The sequence below is a fragment of the Flavobacterium sp. Root935 genome (assembly GCF_001429295.1).
Lineage (GTDB): Bacteria > Bacteroidota > Bacteroidia > Flavobacteriales > Flavobacteriaceae > Flavobacterium.
The window spans coordinates 544,762-560,784 of the sequence record NZ_LMJL01000010.1 but is presented as its reverse complement, the minus strand read 5'-3'; the positions used below and the strand labels follow the sequence as shown (position 1 = coordinate 560,784).

The following is a 16,023-nucleotide window of genomic DNA, read 5'->3' as shown; positions in this document are numbered from 1 at the left end:
TGCTTAGGATAACTTGAAACCTGAAACCTGAAACATGAAACAAATAAAAAGATTGATTTAAGTTTTTGATTTCAGATTTTTTACACGAACTAAAAACTCAAAACACTTAACTCATAACCCATAACTTAAAAAATGAAAGTAACAGAGCATATAGAAAACGCCAAAGGAAAAACATTATTCTCATTTGAAATTATTCCACCTCAAAAGGGGAAAAGCATTCAGGAATTGTATGATAATATCGATCCTTTAATGGAGTTTAAACCGCCGTTTATTGATGTAACAACTTCTCGCGAAGAGTATATTTACATTGATCGCGGTAACGGACTTTTGGATAAAAAACTAACTCGTATGCGTCCGGGTACGCTTGGGATTTGCGCTTCTATAAAGCATAAATACAATGTAGATACTGTTCCGCATTTGCTCTGCGGCGGATTTACACAGGAAGAAACCGAGTATATGCTGGTTGATTGTCATTATTTGGGAATCAATAATGTAATGGCACTTCGCGGAGATGCAATGAAAGATGAGCAGTCTTTTACACCAAAAGCGGGAGGAAATCATTATGCAATCGATTTGGTTCGACAAATTAATGATTTGAATTGCGGAAAATATCTTCATGAAGTAATGGATGTTGATAATAAAGCCGATTTTTGTATTGGAGTTGCAGGTTATCCTGAAAAGCATTTAGAATCACCATCATTACAATCAGATTTAAAAAGATTAAAAGAAAAAGTTGACGCAGGAGCAGATTACGTAGTAACGCAAATGTTTTTTGACAACTCAAAATATTTTGCCTTTGTAGAAAAAGCAAGAGAAATGGGCATCACAATTCCGATTATTCCTGGAATTAAGCCTATTGCTGTTCAAAGACATTTACAGGTTTTACCGCAGATTTTCAGAATTGATCTTCCAGAAGATTTGATCGATGCTGTAGATAAATGCAAGAATAATGCTGAAATCAAACAAGTCGGAATCGAGTGGGCAATTCAGCAGTCATTAGAATTAAAAGCAGCGGGAGTTCCGTTTTTGCATTATTATTCAATGGGAAAATCTGAGAATATCCGCCAGATAGCGAGTCAGGTTTTTTAAGGTTTTTGCGAGGAACGAAGCAATCTCAAGTTGTTTAGCTTTTGTGCTTTTTTAATGCGGTTGCTTCGTTCCTCGCAATGATAAACAAGGCTTGGAATTTGGATTTTTTTTATTGGAATTTAACTTTAAAGATCATGAAACAAGAAGAATTACAAGCAATAGCCTCTCAATTAAAAAATCCATCGGGAGAAAAAGGAATCGAAATGGCAAATATGATGAACGAAACAAACATCAATATGACGCGCCATTCAATTCAAAATTTAAATATCTCCAAAGAAAATAAAATTCTGGAATTAGGCCACGGAAACGCTGGTCATGTTGAATTTTTGTTTGAACAGGCGGAAAAACTAAAATATTATGGATTAGAAATGTCCGAGCTGATGTTTCAGGAAGCGCGCCAGATTAACAGAAATTTTGTGTCTCAAAAACAAGCTTTCTTTTCACTTTATGACGGAAATGTAATTCCGTTTGAAGAAGAATCTTTCGATAAAATATTTACGGTAAATACCATTTATTTTTGGCAGGAGCCAGAGAAATTACTTTTAGAAATTTACAGGGTTTTAAAATCAAATGGAAATTTCTGCTTAACATTTGCAGAGGAAGATTTTATGAAGAAACTTCCATTTACTCAATTCGAATTTGAATTGTACAGCACAGAAAAAGCGCAGAAACTAATTGAAAAATCACCATTTAAGATTGTGTATACAGAAACACAGACAGAAAAAGTAAAAAGCAAAACAGGAGAATTGGTTGACAGAGCTTTTACGACTATTGTTCTAGAGAAATAATTTCTTGCCAGATTCACAGAGATTAAAAAATCATTTTAATCCTACTAATCTGTGGCATAAAAAATGACTAATCAATTTTCGCAATCTTTTTTTAAGTACTTTCATTCTTTATTAATCATTCTGAATTATAATCGTTTAAAATTATGGAAGTTAAGAAAATCAATTTTTTAAAGAGTTACAGCAGTATTTTAATGCTTCTTGGAGGTATCATAATAGGAAGTATTTTTGGATTGGTTTTCGGAGAAAAAGTTTTGATCATAAAACCGATTGGGGATATATTTCTGAACTTACTTTTCACGGCCATTATCCCGCTTATCTTTTTTACAATTGGTTCGTCGATTGCTAATTTGGAGAGAACAGAAAAGCTCGGAAAACTTTTCTTTATTATGGTTTTGGTCTTTCTGGCGACAATTCTTATTTCGGCAATTGTAATGATTTGCGCCGTTTATCTTTTTCCTATTCATGAGGATATCGCTATTGCCAAAGTTCCGTTTGAGGAAATTCAATCAGGATCTGCAGGAGATCAAATTGCAAAACTGCTTACGGCAAATGATTTCTTCGAATTATTGTCGCGAAAAAGTATGCTGGCATTGATTATTTTTTCTTTTCTAATTGGTTTTGCAACATTGCAGTCCGGCGAAAAAGGAAATGCTTTCAAGAGTTTTCTCGATTCTGGAAACGAGGTCATGAAACAACTTTTAAACATCATCATGAAATTGGCGCCAATTGGTTTGGGAGCTTATTTTGCCTATCAAGTTGGTGTTTTCGGGCCACAATTGTTGGGAGTTTATGCAAAACCTATGGCAGTTTATTATGCGGCCTGTGTCTTTTACTTTTTTGTGTTTTTTAGTTTATACGCACTTGTGTCAGGCGGAAAAAGAGCTTTTAAAGTTTTTTGGAGTAATAACATAACGCCATCTTTAACCGCAGTAGGAACTTGCAGCAGTATTGCCACAATTCCTGCCAATCTTGAAGCAGCAGAAAAAATGAAAATTCCGGCACATGTTCGTAATTTGGTGATTCCGCTAGGAGCGCCTTTGCATAAAGACGGTTCGAGTATGTCTTCTATTTTAAAAATCACTTTTTTGTTTGCCATGTTCGGGAAAGATTTCTCAGATCCTATGACCATTCTTTTAGCACTCGGAATAACAGTTGTAGTTTCAATTGTCGAAGGCGGAATTCCGAATGGAGGTTATATTGGCGAAATCTTAGCCATAACCGTTTATGGTTTTCCGATGGAACAAGCGCTTCCAGTTGCTATGATTTTAGGAACTTTGGTTGACCCGATTGCTACTTTGTTAAATGCAAATGGTGATGTAATTTGTTCGATGATGGTTTCGAGATTCTCTGAGAAGACGAAATGGTAACGTTATTATAAGTTCCACATTTTTACCGTAAATATATTATTTCAACTAAAGGCTTAGGCTTCGCTCAGCCTGTCAATTAGTTTGAGATCAAAAATTATATAAATATGAATTCAATACTACAACACGATCTAAATGATTTTGAAAATATCTTAGAAAAAGCCAAACAACAAGGCGTTGATTTCTTGAATAATTTGGAGAATATTCCAACTTCAAATAAAAACAGAATCGATCCCAAACGAGACTTAAACGAATTAGGTTTAGGTTCTTCAGAAGCTTTAAAAGAGTTTAATGAAAGATTAGTACCTTTATTGGTTTCGTCTCCAGGGCCTCGTTATTGGGGATTTGTAACCGGCGGATCCACACCTGCTTCTATTGTTGGTGATTGGCTGGCATCGGTTTACGATCAAAATACACAATCGATAACATCTCAAGGCGGAAATTCGGCATTGATAGAATTTGAAACTATTAATTTGCTGCTTCAATTATTAGAACTTCCAGATGCTTTTTTAGGAGGATTTGTAACCGGCGCAACCATGTCAAACTTTACTTGTTTAGGTGTTGCCAGACAATGGTTTGGAAAACAGTTTGGAAAGGATTTTGCTAAAAACGGAATTTCAGAACCCATTAATATTTTAACTGCAACTCCTCATTCTTCTTCCATAAAATCATTATCGATGTTGGGAATTGGAAGTCAAAATTACACAGTTGTGAAAACAATTGAAGGGAATCGTGAGGCAATAGACATTATCGATTTAGAAGAAAAAATAAAAGAATTAAACGGAAAAACTTTTATTCTAATTTCAAGTGCTGGAACGGTAAACACCGCTGATTTTGATGATTTTGAAGCTATTTCAGATTTAAAGAAAAGATACAATTTTTGGTGGCATATTGATGCTGCATTTGGGGGTTTTGCTGCAGTTTCGGATAAATATAAACATCTGGTTGAAGGCTGGGAAGGCGCAGACAGTATTACAATTGATTGTCATAAATGGCTGAATGTGCCTTATGAAAGCGCTTTTTATTTAGTAAAAAAAGAACACTTAAACCTGCAGATTGAAACATTTCAGAACTCAAATGCTCCTTATTTAGGTAATGCTTTGGAGAACTTTAATTATTTAAATTTTCTTCCAGAAAATTCACGTCGTTTAAGAGCTTTACCAGTCTGGTTTTCATTGGTTGCTTATGGAAAAGAAGGCTTTTGTGATATTGTTGAAAAAAGTACTTTGCTGGCACTTCATTTTGGAAATGCTATTATAGAAATTGACGATTTTGAACTTATGGCTCCAATTCGATTAAATAATGTTTGTTTTACTTTGAAAGGAGATGAAAATCAGGATAAAGTTGGTGAGTTTTTAACAAGGCTAAATGATACAGGCACAGTTTTTATGACGCCGACAGTTTATGAAAATAGAAATGGAATTAGAGCTTCGTTTGTAAATTGGCGAACAACTGAAAATGATATTAAAATTGTAATGAAAGAAATGGTCGAAATAGTTTCACAAATATAATCGTCAATATAAATATAGAAGAGCCTGTTTGAAGGAAACGGGTTATTACCTAAAATAAAATGTAATTTGTTGATTTTAAGAATTGAGTCAATTAAAAAAGCGGCTAGTTTTATTTAAAACTAACCGCTTTTCTCTGAAAAACTGTCCCGATAGCTATCGGGGAGAGGACTGAAAACTTACTTCGTAATCTCTCTAAAAACAGCTTCTAGGTTTTTATTTTTTTGATTCAATTGTAGAGTTTTTAAACCATTTTCGTTGGCGAAATCAAAAATAGCGGGACGCATATCTTTATCAGTAACAAAAGTCAGTTCCCATGTCATGTCATGGGTATTAACGTAAGAACTTATGTTAGGCAGTTTAGCTAAAAGCTGTTCTTCTACTTTATAATCAAACTCTACTTCAATTACTTGCTCTTTATTTGCAGTAACTAAATGGTCTAATTTATTATCTGCCACAATTTGCCCTTTGTCAATAATTATGACACGATCGCAAATCGCTTCTACTTCCTGCATAATGTGTGTCGATAAAAAAACAGTTTTATTTTTTCCTGCATTTTTGATGACATTACGAATTTCCATTAACTGGTTAGGATCCAGTCCAGTAGTTGGTTCATCTAAAATTAAAACATCTGGATTATGGAGTAAAGCATTTGCAAGTCCAACACGCTGACGGTATCCTTTAGAAAGCTTACCAATTTTTTTATGGCTTTCTGGTGTCAGTCCTGTCAGTTCGATTACTTCTTCAATTCTAGATTTTGGCACGTTATAGACATCGGCATTAAAAGCCAAATACTCACGAACATACAAATCCAAATGTAACGGATTATGCTCTGGAAGATACCCAATAGAACGCTGCACTGCTTTAGTGTCTGACATGACATCATGACCATTTACAAGGGCTGAGCCACTATCGGCAAGTAAATACGTGGTCAAAATTTTCATTAAAGTAGATTTTCCAGCTCCGTTGGGTCCAAGAAATCCTACGATTTCTCCCTTCTCAATTTTAAAAGAAATTCCATTTAAAGCTTTTTGCTCTCCGTAACTTTTTGATATGCTGTTTACTTCTATCGACATAGACTTTTTTATTTGTTGCAAAAGTAAACAGAAATAGTTTCGATTGCTACATTTTATCTTTTAAAGTAAATATAAAAAAATCGAACAGCCCTTTATTCACGGCATCGTTATTGTTAAGGGAATGCTAAAATAAATTTAAACCCAAAAACATGAAAAAAATTCTAGTGATGGCTGCATTGGCTATCTGTAGTTTTGCAAATGCGCAAAAAGGAACAATCTTAGTAGGTGGTAACATTGGATACACTTCTGAAAAAACTGAATTTGCAAACAGCGAAAGAACAGTAAACGAATTTAGCTTTTCTCCAAAAGTTGGTTACCAATTTCACGAAAACTGGACAGTTGGAGGTGAATTTACTGTAAGTTCTTCTAATGATGATGATGGTGTAACTGAAGAAAAAAATAACGGATTCAAATTAGGTGCATTTGTTCGTTATACAATGCCATTAAGCCAAACTTTCTCTGTTTTTGCAGATATGGGAGCAGGTTTCCAAAATGCAAAATATAAAGAATATGGTCCAGGAAATGCTTTTGCAAAATCTAAAGCAGATGGAATGTATGTTGGTGTAACTCCAGCTCTTTTCATTAATATGCAAAAAGGTTTCGGTTTAAACTTCAGCATTGGTGGTTTAGGATACGAGACATTAAGTTATGACAATAACGGTCCAGATGTTAACAAATTCTACTTTAACTTCGGTCAAACATTTAATATTGGAATCTCTAAAAACTTCTAATCTAAGTTTTATATATTCAATTTCAGAAAGCATCCGCCATCGCGGATGCTTTTTTTTTGTTTGAGATTTTTAAACTTTTGAAAATAAAAAGTTCTGGTTTAGCCCCGATAGAAGCGGTATACTTTTATGGCGGGGTTCGCCATAAAAGATATAGCGTATAGCGGGACTGAAGGTGTTTTTGAAAACAAAAATCTTCTGCTTCTAAAAAACAATGCCAGTAAAAGTGAAGTCGAAACAAATCATAACTACAAGATTTTCGACTTCTCTTACTGGCATTGAAACAAAAATATAATCTAAATAAAAAGTATTAACTCACAGGATTCTCAACTGCGGCTCTCATTTCCTGAGCCGCCGCAACCATTTCGATTAAAGCTTTTTTGGTTTCGTCCCAATGGCGTGTTTTTAAACCACAATCGGGATTTACCCAAAGCTGATCTATAGGAATTACGGCAGAAGCTTTTTCTAGTAATTTCACCATTTCTGTACTCGAAGGCACACGCGGAGAGTGAATATCGTAAACTCCAGGTCCAATTTCGTTTGGATATTTAAAGTTGGCAAAAGCATCTAGAAGTTCCATTTGCGAACGTGAACATTCGATTGTAATAACATCGGCATCCATGTCGGCAATGTTTTGAATAATGTCATTGAACTCACTATAACACATGTGAGTGTGAATCTGCGTATCGTCGTTAACTCCAGATGCAGAAATTCTAAACGCTTTTACAGCCCAGTCTAAATAATTTGCCCATTCTTCTTTTCTTAACGGCAATCCTTCGCGAATGGCTGGCTCATCAATTTGAATGATTTTAATTCCAGCTTTTTCTAAGTCTACAACTTCATCACGAATGGCCAAAGCGATTTGCGTACAAGTCTCAGAACGAGGCTGATCGTTACGAACAAACGACCATTGCAAAATAGTTACAGGTCCTGTAAGCATTCCTTTTACCCATTTTGGAGTCAAAGATTGCGCATATTTTGACCATTTTACCGTCATTGGGTTTGGTCTTGAAACGTCGCCGTAAATCACAGGAGGTTTCACGCAGCGGCTTCCGTAACTCTGAACCCAGCCGTTTTTGGTAAACGTAAAACCAGATAATTGTTCTCCGAAATATTCCACCATATCGTTACGCTCAAATTCTCCGTGAACCAAAACATCGATTCCGGTTTCTTCCTGAAAACGAATCGTAGCTTCGGTTTCTTTTTCGATTAAATCGTTGTATTGTTCCGTTGTTAATTCTCCTTTTTTGAATTTTGCTCTCCAGCTTCTCACTTCAGCTGTCTGCGGAAAAGATCCAATTGTGGTTGTTGGGAATAAAGGTAAATTCAAAGCTTCGATTTGGCTCTTTCTTCTTATTGCAAAAGTGCTTTTACGTTGGTCATCAGAAGCTGTAATTCCGGCAACACGCGCTTTAACTTCGTTATTATGAATTAATTTTGAAGTTTTACGATTTTCGTTTGCAATTACATTTCGCTCATAATCTACCGAATTTTTAACGTCAACTTCGTTTGAAGCGAATTGTTTTAAAAGTACAATTTCGTTGATTTTTTGCTTCGCGAAAGCCAGCCATTGTTTGATTTCTGGAGTTAAAGTTGCATCGTTAGTTTCTAAATCCAAATCGCACGGACTGTGGATTAAAGAACAAGACGGTGCAACTAATATTCTGTTTTCGCCTAAAGCATCAGTCGCTTTTTTGATTAATTCTAATGATTTTTTGAAATCGTTTTTCCAGATATTTCTTCCGTCAACAACTCCCAAAGAAAGATTTACGTTTGAAGCCAATTTCCCAGATTCTAAAATATCATCTAATTGAAGCGGGCATCGAACTAAATCTAAATGAAAAGTATCAACTGGTAAAGCCAAAGCTGTTTCCAAATTCTCGCCGAAGCAGTCAAAATAATTCGCTAAAATGATTTTAATATTCGGGAAACGTTTGTTGATTTCGTTGTACACTTTCGTGAAAGTATTTCTTTCTTTATCCGTTAAATTCAAAGCTAAGAAAGGCTCGTCGAGCTGAATATATTCAGCATTTTCGGCTTGTAATTTTTCAAATATTTCGAAATAAACCGGAAGTAAAGCGTCAATAAGATCAATTCGGCTGAAGCCTTCTTCTTTTTCTTTTCCTAAGAGCAAGTACGAAATTGGTCCAATCAAAACGGATTTTGTCGCAATTCCTAAGTCTTTTGCTTCCTTAAATTCATTGATTATTTTTTCTGAAAACAATTCAAACTTTTGGTTTTTTGTGAATTCAGGAACAATGTAATGATAGTTGGTGTCGAACCATTTTGTCATTTCCATAGCTACAACATCTTGTCCGTCTTTTTGCGCGCCTCTTGCCATTGCAAAATACAAATCAAGTGATGAATTTGTTTTAGCCAGTTCGTGATAACGCTGTGGAATTGCGCCAACTGTCAAAGTCAAATCTAAAACCTGATCGTAAAAAGAAAAATCGTTAGACGGAATTAAATCTACTCCAGCTTCTGACTGTAAATGCCAGTTTCTAATACGAATTTCTTTTCCCGCATCAATAAGTTCATCTGCAGAAATTTTTCCCGCCCAATATAATTCACTGGCCTTTTTAAGTTCTCTGTTGCTGCCAATTCTTGGGTAACCTAAATTGTTTGTTTTCATTTTTGATTCAGTATTTTTTACTGTACAAATGTATTTCATTGGGTTTTAATACTTAAATTTGAGCTTATTTTAAGTAAAATGTATTTTTTAATTTATATTTTGAAGATTATTTTACTGTGAAATTGTCTTTAATGAACCTTTAGCCGTAAAAAAAACTATGGAAAACCTTGATAAAACCGATTTACTGATACTCAAACACCTTCAGGAAAACTCCAATATCAATACAAAAGACCTTGCGAGTAAACTATTTCTGACGGTTACTCCAGTTTACGAACGAATAAAAAGACTGGAAAGAGACGGATATATTACTAAATATGTAGCGCTTTTAGACAAGAAAAAAATGAATCGCGGTATGACCGTTTTTTGTAATGTACGCTTAAAAGAACATGCCAAAAATGTGGGAAGTAATTTTGTAAAAGATATTGTAGCACTTCCAGAAATTATAGAATGTTACAATATTGCCGGCGATTACGATTTTATGCTTAAAATTTTGGTACAAGATATGGCTAGTTATCAGGATTTTGTGATGAATAAATTATCGACAATCGAAAACATCGGAAACACGAACAGTATTTTTGTTATGGGAGAAATTAAACACAGTACGGCTTTAGAGTTTTGATTTTTTTTGCCACAGATTATACAGATTAAAGTGATTTTTATAAATTCTACTTGATTTTTTTGCCACGAATTTCGCTAATTTTCACGAATTAATTTAAGCACAATGATTTGTGGAAATTAGCGAAATTGGTGGCAGACAAAAACAATTAATCTTTTAAACCAATTTAATCCGTGGTTTATTTTTATCCTAAAATAAAACGTATTTTTGACGTTTAAATTCTCAATCTAAAATCTAAAATCAGCAATCTAAAATTAAAAAATGAACTGGGAACAACTTTTATCATTAAAACGTCAAGGAGACACAAGCAAAAGATTACGTGTAGAACAAGATGATACTCGTTTAGGTTTTGAGGTAGATTATGACCGAATTATATTTTCTGCTGCTTTTAGAAGTTTACAAGATAAAACACAAGTTATTCCACTTTCTAAAACCGACTTTGTACACACTCGTTTAACACACAGTTTAGAAGTTTCGGTTGTCGGACGTTCGCTTGGGCGTTTGGTTGGAAAAAAGATCATCGAAAAATATCCTTATTTAAAAGAAATCCACGGTTATCATATGAATGATTTTGGAGCTATTGTGGCTGCAGCTTCACTAGCGCATGATATTGGGAATCCGCCTTTTGGACATTCTGGAGAAAAAGCGATTGGAGAATATTTTTCTATTGGAAAAGGACAGAAATTCAGAAATCAGCTTACAGATAAACAATGGCAGGATTTAATTGATTTTGAAGGAAATGCAAATGGCTTTTCGGTTCTTACGGCAAGCCGTCCTGGAATTGAAGGCGGACTTCGTATTTCGTATGCTACTTTGGGCGCTTTTATGAAATATCCAAAAGAAAGTCTTCCAAAGAAACCAACCAACGATATCGCCGATAAAAAGTATGGTTTCTTTCAAACAGATAAATTATTTTTTGAAGAAGTAGCCAAAGACATGGGAATGATTGCCAATAAATCTGGAGAAGATATTGGTTTTGAAAGACATCCGCTCGCGTATTTAGTCGAAGCTGCAGATGATATTTGTTACACTATTATTGACTTCGAAGACGGAATAAATCTTGGTTTAGTTTCAGAAGATTTTGCCTTAGAATATTTAATTAAACTGGTAAAAGATAATATCGGAGTTTCTAAATACAAGTCATTAACCACAAAAGAAGATCGTATAAGTTATTTGAGAGCTTTGGCAATTGGAACTTTAATTAACGACGCTGTTGATGTTTTTATCGAAAATGAAGAGGCAATTTTACAAGGAAAATTTCCTTATGCTTTAACGGATAAAAGTAAATACAAAGCGCAGATGAATGATATTATCAAACTAAGCGTTGATAAAATCTATCAAAGCCGCGAAGTGATCGAAAAAGAAATTGTAGGATATCAGATTATCCAGACCTTATTGGATAAATTTATTACAGCTTTCAATAATAAATTTGAAGGAAATGCTTCAAATTACGATAAATTACTTTTAAAGATGCTGCCGGAAAAACATGATTTAGACAAAGGTAATTTATACGAACGTCTGCTTCATATTTGTCATTATGTTTCTCTATTGACAGACGGAAATGCATTAGAATTATTTGAAACTATTAACGGAAGAAAAAATAATTAATGTTTTAAAAAAAATATCCTCTAAATGATTTTAGAGGATATTTTTTTGCTTTAGGACTATTTATTATTTAAAAGCATAAACAAGTCCTACACCAAGAACCTGTCTTAACTGCATCTTCGGACCTTCGTTTACTTGGCTTTTTGTTCCTGTAGCTGGGTCAACAACGTCTTTTTTCGTTTTAATATCATCATCATATATTAAATGAACACCGATATTTGCTTTCACATATGCATTAACGACAAGGTCTAAACGAGTGTCGTAATCTATATCGACGTTACCAAATTTATTCAAATAATCGGTATATAAACTTAATCTGTTTTCATAAAAAACGTTTTTATAAATTTCACTTTTCATGTATGCCGTAAAAAGTATACCAAATTCTGCTTTTACTTTTTGTCCTTCCTCGATTAATATCTGATTTTCGGGATCCAGCGGGTCTGTTGCATAAACTGCTTTTTTAACCCCGAAGGAACCTTGATTGGCAAGATATTGATCAAGTACTAAAGTAGTTTTTAACGTAATAGGAGAGAAGTAAAAAACTCTATTTTTTTCCTTGTTTGAATTCTCAGCTCCAGCTCCCAAAAAGATATAAGCTGGTGCAAAAGGCTTAGAGATTGCAATATCTCTGTTGGGATAGTTATAACCGTTTGTAAATTGCGTATTGAAGTTTAATTTAGAAGAATAATACCAGTTTGAGGCAGTGTCCTTTCTAAAACCATAAGTAGAGTTAAATTGAAATGCGTCGTCGGTTTTTCTTAATTCAGTTCCATCTTGTTTGTTTAAACCATATTTTACGATAAGTTCGTTTACCCATTTATGATTTTTCTTTGCGTATGTTCTTCCAAATTCACCTTTAAATAAACCTGAGATAGAACTTGTTCCCCCGGCACTCCAGTTGACAAAAGCAATTTCGGAGATATCAAAACCAAGTTGATTTTTTTTTGTCCAGTTCGAAGGCGGTTTAGGTGCTTGATTCGGACTCAAGGTAGTTTGTATAATCTGGGCAAAGTTATGAGAGGTANTTTTTTTTTTTTGGTATCGCAAAATAATTATTTTGAACCGTTAGAAAAAAGATTTATTAAACTTTTAACGTCAACTTTACACAATTGTTGCAGTTGAGCAACTGTTCCGTGCTCAATAAATTCATCTGGAACACCCAAAATTTCAATATCATTTTTGAAATTATTAGATGCAGCAAACTCTAAAATTGCACTTCCAAAACCACCTTTTTTAACGCCGTCTTCTATTGTAATTATAGTCTTGAAATTTGAAAATATGGTGTTTAATGTGTTGATGTCTAATGGTTTAATAAAACTAAAATTATAGTGGGCAATGGCTTCAGAATTAGGGCATTCTTTCAAGGCTTCTATAACATTATTTCCAATTGTTCCGGCCGAAAGCACCGCAACTTCCGTACCATCTTTTAGGCATTCTGCCTTTCCGAAATTTATTTTTTTATAATATCCGAAATTTTCTACTTCCCAATTGGGTATTACGCCGCGTCCTCTCGGATAACGAATAGCAATAGGATGATTTAATCCTAATTGAGCTGTATATAGAATATTTTGGAGTTCAATTTCGTTAAGCGGTGCATAGATAATCATATTCGGAATAGAGCGCAGATAAGCAATATCAAAAACGCCGTGATGTGTAGCGCCATCTTCACCAACCAATCCAGCGCGGTCCAAACAAAAAATTACAGGTAAGTTCTGCAAAGCGACATCATGAATTACCTGATCGTAAGCACGTTGTAAAAATGTAGAATAAATATTGCAATACACAACCATACCCTGTGTCGCCATTCCGGCCGCCAGCGTTACGGCATGCTGTTCTGCAATTCCAACATCAAAAGCACGATCTGGCAGTTCATCCATCATAAATTTTAAGGAACTTCCTGATGGCATTGCAGGAGTGATTCCGATAATTTTTTCATTCTTTTTGGCTAAATCCAAAATCGTCAAACCAAAAACATCCTGATATTTAGGCGGAAGATTTTCTTCCTGTTTTAAATGAATTTCTCCAGTTAAAGCATCAAATTTGCCAGGAGCATGATATTTAACCTGATTTTCTTCGGCTTGTTGTAAACCTTTGCCTTTTGTAGTAACAATATGAAGAAATTTTGGTCCTTTTATATCTTTTAACCTCTTTAGCTCTTTAATCAGAGTAGGGAAATCATGACCGTCAATTGGACCCGAATAATCAAAATTCAAAGACTTGATCATGTTATTTTTCTTCGGATTTTTTCCTTCTTTAACCGCGGTAAGATATTGTTTAAGCGCACCAACACTTGGGTCAATTCCAATTGCATTATCATTTAAAATCACTAATAAATTAGCATCGGTAACTCCAGCATGATTTAGACCTTCAAACGCCATTCCGCTGGCAATAGAAGCATCTCCAATAATAGCAACATGCTGTTTGTCTAGATCACCTTTTAGTTTAGAGGCAATTGCCATTCCGAGCGCTGCAGAAATAGAAGTTGAAGAATGTCCAACGCCAAAAGTGTCATAAATACTTTCACTTCTTTTAGGAAAACCAGAAATTCCGTCGATTTGTCTATTGGTATGAAAAATTTCCCTTCTTTCGGTTAAGATTTTATGTCCGTAAGCTTGATGTCCAACATCCCAAACCAACAAATCTTCGGGAGTATTAAAAACATAATGCAGTGCAATTGTCAATTCAATTACGCCCAAACTCGCGCCCAAATGACCTTCTTTTACAGAAACGACATCAATAATAAATTGACGCAGTTCTTGCGCAACCTCAGTAAGCTGCTCTTCTTTTAAAAGACGTAAATCGGCAGGATTGTATATGTTTGAAAGTAAATTGCTTTTCATTGTAAGGTAAAAAGCAAATTTACGGTTTTAAATTTATTTTTTTACTGAATGTTTATCTAACCTCAAAAATCAAAAAAGATTGTTTAAGGAAAAAGTGCTGAATTTCTTCTGGCAGTTTGTTTGTAAAATCTATTACAGATTTATTGCATGCAAGGCAGAATCTTCCGTTTTTAACCGGAGTCATTTTATCCCAATCCTCACTGCAGGGCTCAGGGATAATTATTTTGAAATTTGATTTCATAATTAATTTGATTCGTTTTGGAATTCTGAATTTATATTTTTTTTCCCAATTCGAAGCGTGCCCCTATAACTAGGTCCCATTGAATGTTGCCCATATTGAGGCTCAATTTGAATAGTATCATTTTGTGTCATTTTTAAAAACTCTTCATCAGTAATTGGTATCGAGTTATTGTTGTCTTTTTTATCATACTCTACAACTTCAACTTTTTCAATTTTTTGCTTATCTCCATTTACAGTTGCACAGCTAAATAAAGAAGTTCCCATAACAACAAATAAAGCCAGCAAAAACATTTTGTGATACTGTGTTTGAGAGAATAAAACCCTACTTGGAATTTGAATTTTTACAGTATCTAATTGTGAGTTTTTAAATCGCCCACAAATTTCTTTATTTTCATTTTTGAGGAAAAAATGCTGAATTTCTTCTGGCGGTTTGTTTGTAAAATCTATTACAGATTTATTGCATGCAAGGCAGAATCTTCCTGTTGCATCTGGAGTCATTTTATCCCAATCCTCATTGCAGGGTTTTGGGATAACTATTTTAAAATGTGGGTTCATAAATTAGCATTTGCAATAAGAACGCAAATAATAAAATATAAGTATATTCTTATTTTTGATTTATGAAATTGATGTTTTTATTGAAGTGCTATTGGCAAAGAATACTGCATTTTAATTTTTTTTCCGTTTGATTCTCCCGGCTGCCATTTAGGACATAAACTTAAAACTCTGATAATTTCCTTCTCTAATGCTTCTTCAACTATAGGTGAACATTGAAGATAAGATACAGAACCATTTTTTTCTACCGCAAATGCAAGTCTGGTGTTTGTAACATTCGAGTCTTCAGGTTTTTTAAATTCTTTCGCAAAAAAAGTATAGAATTGATCAATGCCGCCTGGGAATTCTGCATTTTTTTGCATTACAGCTCCAGTAACAAATTGCGAATCATCTTCTTTGATTGTATTGGAAGATTTTACTTTGGTTTTAGTTGTTTTACTACAATCAGTAGAAACTGGTTTTACAAATTTAACCTGATTTGCTTTTGGTGGAGGGGGCGGCGGAACATGCGAATGAATAGAATCATTTGGGTCAAGTGGAACTTCTCCAACAAGAGTTACTAATTCGGTTGTATTATCTTTTACAACTTCCACATTTTGAATTTTTTGTTTCTTTCCGTCTTTATTTTGACAGCTAAATAAAGTAGTTCCCATAGCAATAAACAAAGCCAATAAAAACATTTTATGATAGCGTGTTTGAGAATGTAGAACCCGATTTGGAATTTGAATTGTAATCGAATCTAATTGCGATTTCTTAAATCTCCCGCAGACATTTTTGTTTTGATTTCGAATAAAAAAGGACTGAATTTCATCAGGAAGCATCGACGTAAAATCTACAACGGTTTTAGAACAGCTTATGCAGAAACGACCATTTTCACTAGGACTCATAGTGTTCCAGTTTTCGTGACAAGGTTTAGGAACAGTTATTTTGTGTTTGCTTTCCATATTTGAATATCAGGAAATAAATGTAATAAAAAATAAATACT

13 protein-coding genes and 1 pseudogene are annotated in these 16,023 nt (G+C 34.2%); 7 read left to right on the top strand and 7 right to left on the bottom strand.

Annotated features, from left to right (window positions below; genetic code table 11):
• Positions 1 to 132 precede the first annotated feature (132 nt).
• The 4 genes from metF to ASE40_RS13355 all read left to right on the top strand — a co-directional run bounded on the left by metF (position 133) and on the right by ASE40_RS13355 (position 4,752).
• The gene (gene metF, locus ASE40_RS13370; RefSeq protein WP_057117566.1) at positions 133 to 1,089 is read left to right on the top strand and encodes a methylenetetrahydrofolate reductase [NAD(P)H]; all 957 of its coding nucleotides are present in this window, start codon (positions 133 to 135) and stop codon (positions 1,087 to 1,089) included.
• Positions 1,090 to 1,223: 134 nt separating this feature from the next.
• Positions 1,224 to 1,877 carry a class I SAM-dependent methyltransferase gene (locus ASE40_RS13365; protein ID WP_057117683.1) on the top strand — a complete coding sequence of 218 codons (654 nt, stop codon included), beginning with the start codon at positions 1,224 to 1,226 and terminating at the stop codon, positions 1,875 to 1,877.
• A 143-nt stretch (positions 1,878 to 2,020) separates the two neighbouring features.
• Positions 2,021 to 3,244: a dicarboxylate/amino acid:cation symporter gene (locus ASE40_RS13360; protein WP_057117565.1), complete on the top strand. Its 1,224-nt coding sequence runs from the start codon at positions 2,021 to 2,023 to the stop codon at positions 3,242 to 3,244.
• Positions 3,245 to 3,348: 104 nt separating this feature from the next.
• Entirely contained in the window at positions 3,349 to 4,752 is a 1,404-nt protein-coding gene (locus ASE40_RS13355) for a pyridoxal phosphate-dependent decarboxylase family protein (protein ID WP_057117564.1), read from the top strand.
• A 176-nt stretch (positions 4,753 to 4,928) separates the two neighbouring features.
• Here the strand turns inward: ASE40_RS13355 and gldA are convergent, their stop codons facing one another.
• Positions 4,929 to 5,825, bottom strand: a complete 897-nt coding sequence (gldA, locus tag ASE40_RS13350; RefSeq protein WP_057117563.1) for a gliding motility-associated ABC transporter ATP-binding subunit GldA — start codon at positions 5,823 to 5,825, stop codon at positions 4,929 to 4,931.
• A 149-nt stretch (positions 5,826 to 5,974) separates the two neighbouring features.
• Between gldA and ASE40_RS13345 the strand changes: the two genes are divergently transcribed.
• Positions 5,975 to 6,556, top strand: a complete 582-nt coding sequence (locus ASE40_RS13345) for an outer membrane beta-barrel protein (protein ID WP_057117562.1) — start codon at positions 5,975 to 5,977, stop codon at positions 6,554 to 6,556.
• 307 nt (positions 6,557 to 6,863) lie between these two features.
• On the opposite strand, the gene metE is transcribed toward ASE40_RS13345, so the two are convergent.
• Positions 6,864 to 9,185, bottom strand: coding sequence for a 5-methyltetrahydropteroyltriglutamate--homocysteine S-methyltransferase (gene metE, locus ASE40_RS13340; RefSeq protein ID WP_057117561.1), 2,322 nt, complete (start codon positions 9,183 to 9,185; stop codon positions 6,864 to 6,866).
• 157 nt (positions 9,186 to 9,342) lie between these two features.
• On the opposite strand from metE, the gene ASE40_RS13335 reads away from it, so the two are divergent.
• Complete coding sequence (locus ASE40_RS13335; protein ID WP_042566180.1) at positions 9,343 to 9,804, top strand: Lrp/AsnC family transcriptional regulator; 462 nt, start codon at positions 9,343 to 9,345, stop codon at positions 9,802 to 9,804.
• Positions 9,805 to 10,062: 258 nt separating this feature from the next.
• Positions 10,063 to 11,409 carry a deoxyguanosinetriphosphate triphosphohydrolase gene (locus tag ASE40_RS13330; protein ID WP_057117560.1) on the top strand — a complete coding sequence of 449 codons (1,347 nt, stop codon included), beginning with the start codon at positions 10,063 to 10,065 and terminating at the stop codon, positions 11,407 to 11,409.
• Between the two features lie 63 nt (positions 11,410 to 11,472).
• Here the strand turns inward: ASE40_RS13330 and ASE40_RS13325 are convergent.
• The 5 genes and pseudogenes from ASE40_RS13325 to ASE40_RS13305 form a co-directional block, all read right to left on the bottom strand.
• Positions 11,473 to 12,430 (bottom strand): annotated as a pseudogene (locus ASE40_RS13325) (DUF3078 domain-containing protein); the annotation flags it as partial.
• A gap of 28 nt (positions 12,431 to 12,458) precedes the next feature.
• Positions 12,459 to 14,246 (bottom strand): 1-deoxy-D-xylulose-5-phosphate synthase, encoded by a 1,788-nt coding sequence (locus ASE40_RS13320; RefSeq protein WP_057117558.1) that lies wholly within the window; start codon positions 14,244 to 14,246, stop codon positions 12,459 to 12,461.
• Between the two features lie 52 nt (positions 14,247 to 14,298).
• On the bottom strand, positions 14,299 to 14,487 hold the full coding sequence (locus ASE40_RS13315) for a hypothetical protein (protein ID WP_057117557.1): 189 nt from the start codon (positions 14,485 to 14,487) through the stop codon (positions 14,299 to 14,301).
• A gap of 2 nt (positions 14,488 to 14,489) precedes the next feature.
• Positions 14,490 to 15,041: a hypothetical protein gene (locus tag ASE40_RS13310; RefSeq protein ID WP_057117556.1), complete on the bottom strand. Its 552-nt coding sequence runs from the start codon at positions 15,039 to 15,041 to the stop codon at positions 14,490 to 14,492.
• A gap of 77 nt (positions 15,042 to 15,118) precedes the next feature.
• Positions 15,119 to 15,982 (bottom strand): hypothetical protein, encoded by an 864-nt coding sequence (locus tag ASE40_RS13305; RefSeq protein ID WP_241774369.1) that lies wholly within the window; start codon positions 15,980 to 15,982, stop codon positions 15,119 to 15,121.
• Between the last annotated feature and the right edge of the window lie 41 nt (positions 15,983 to 16,023).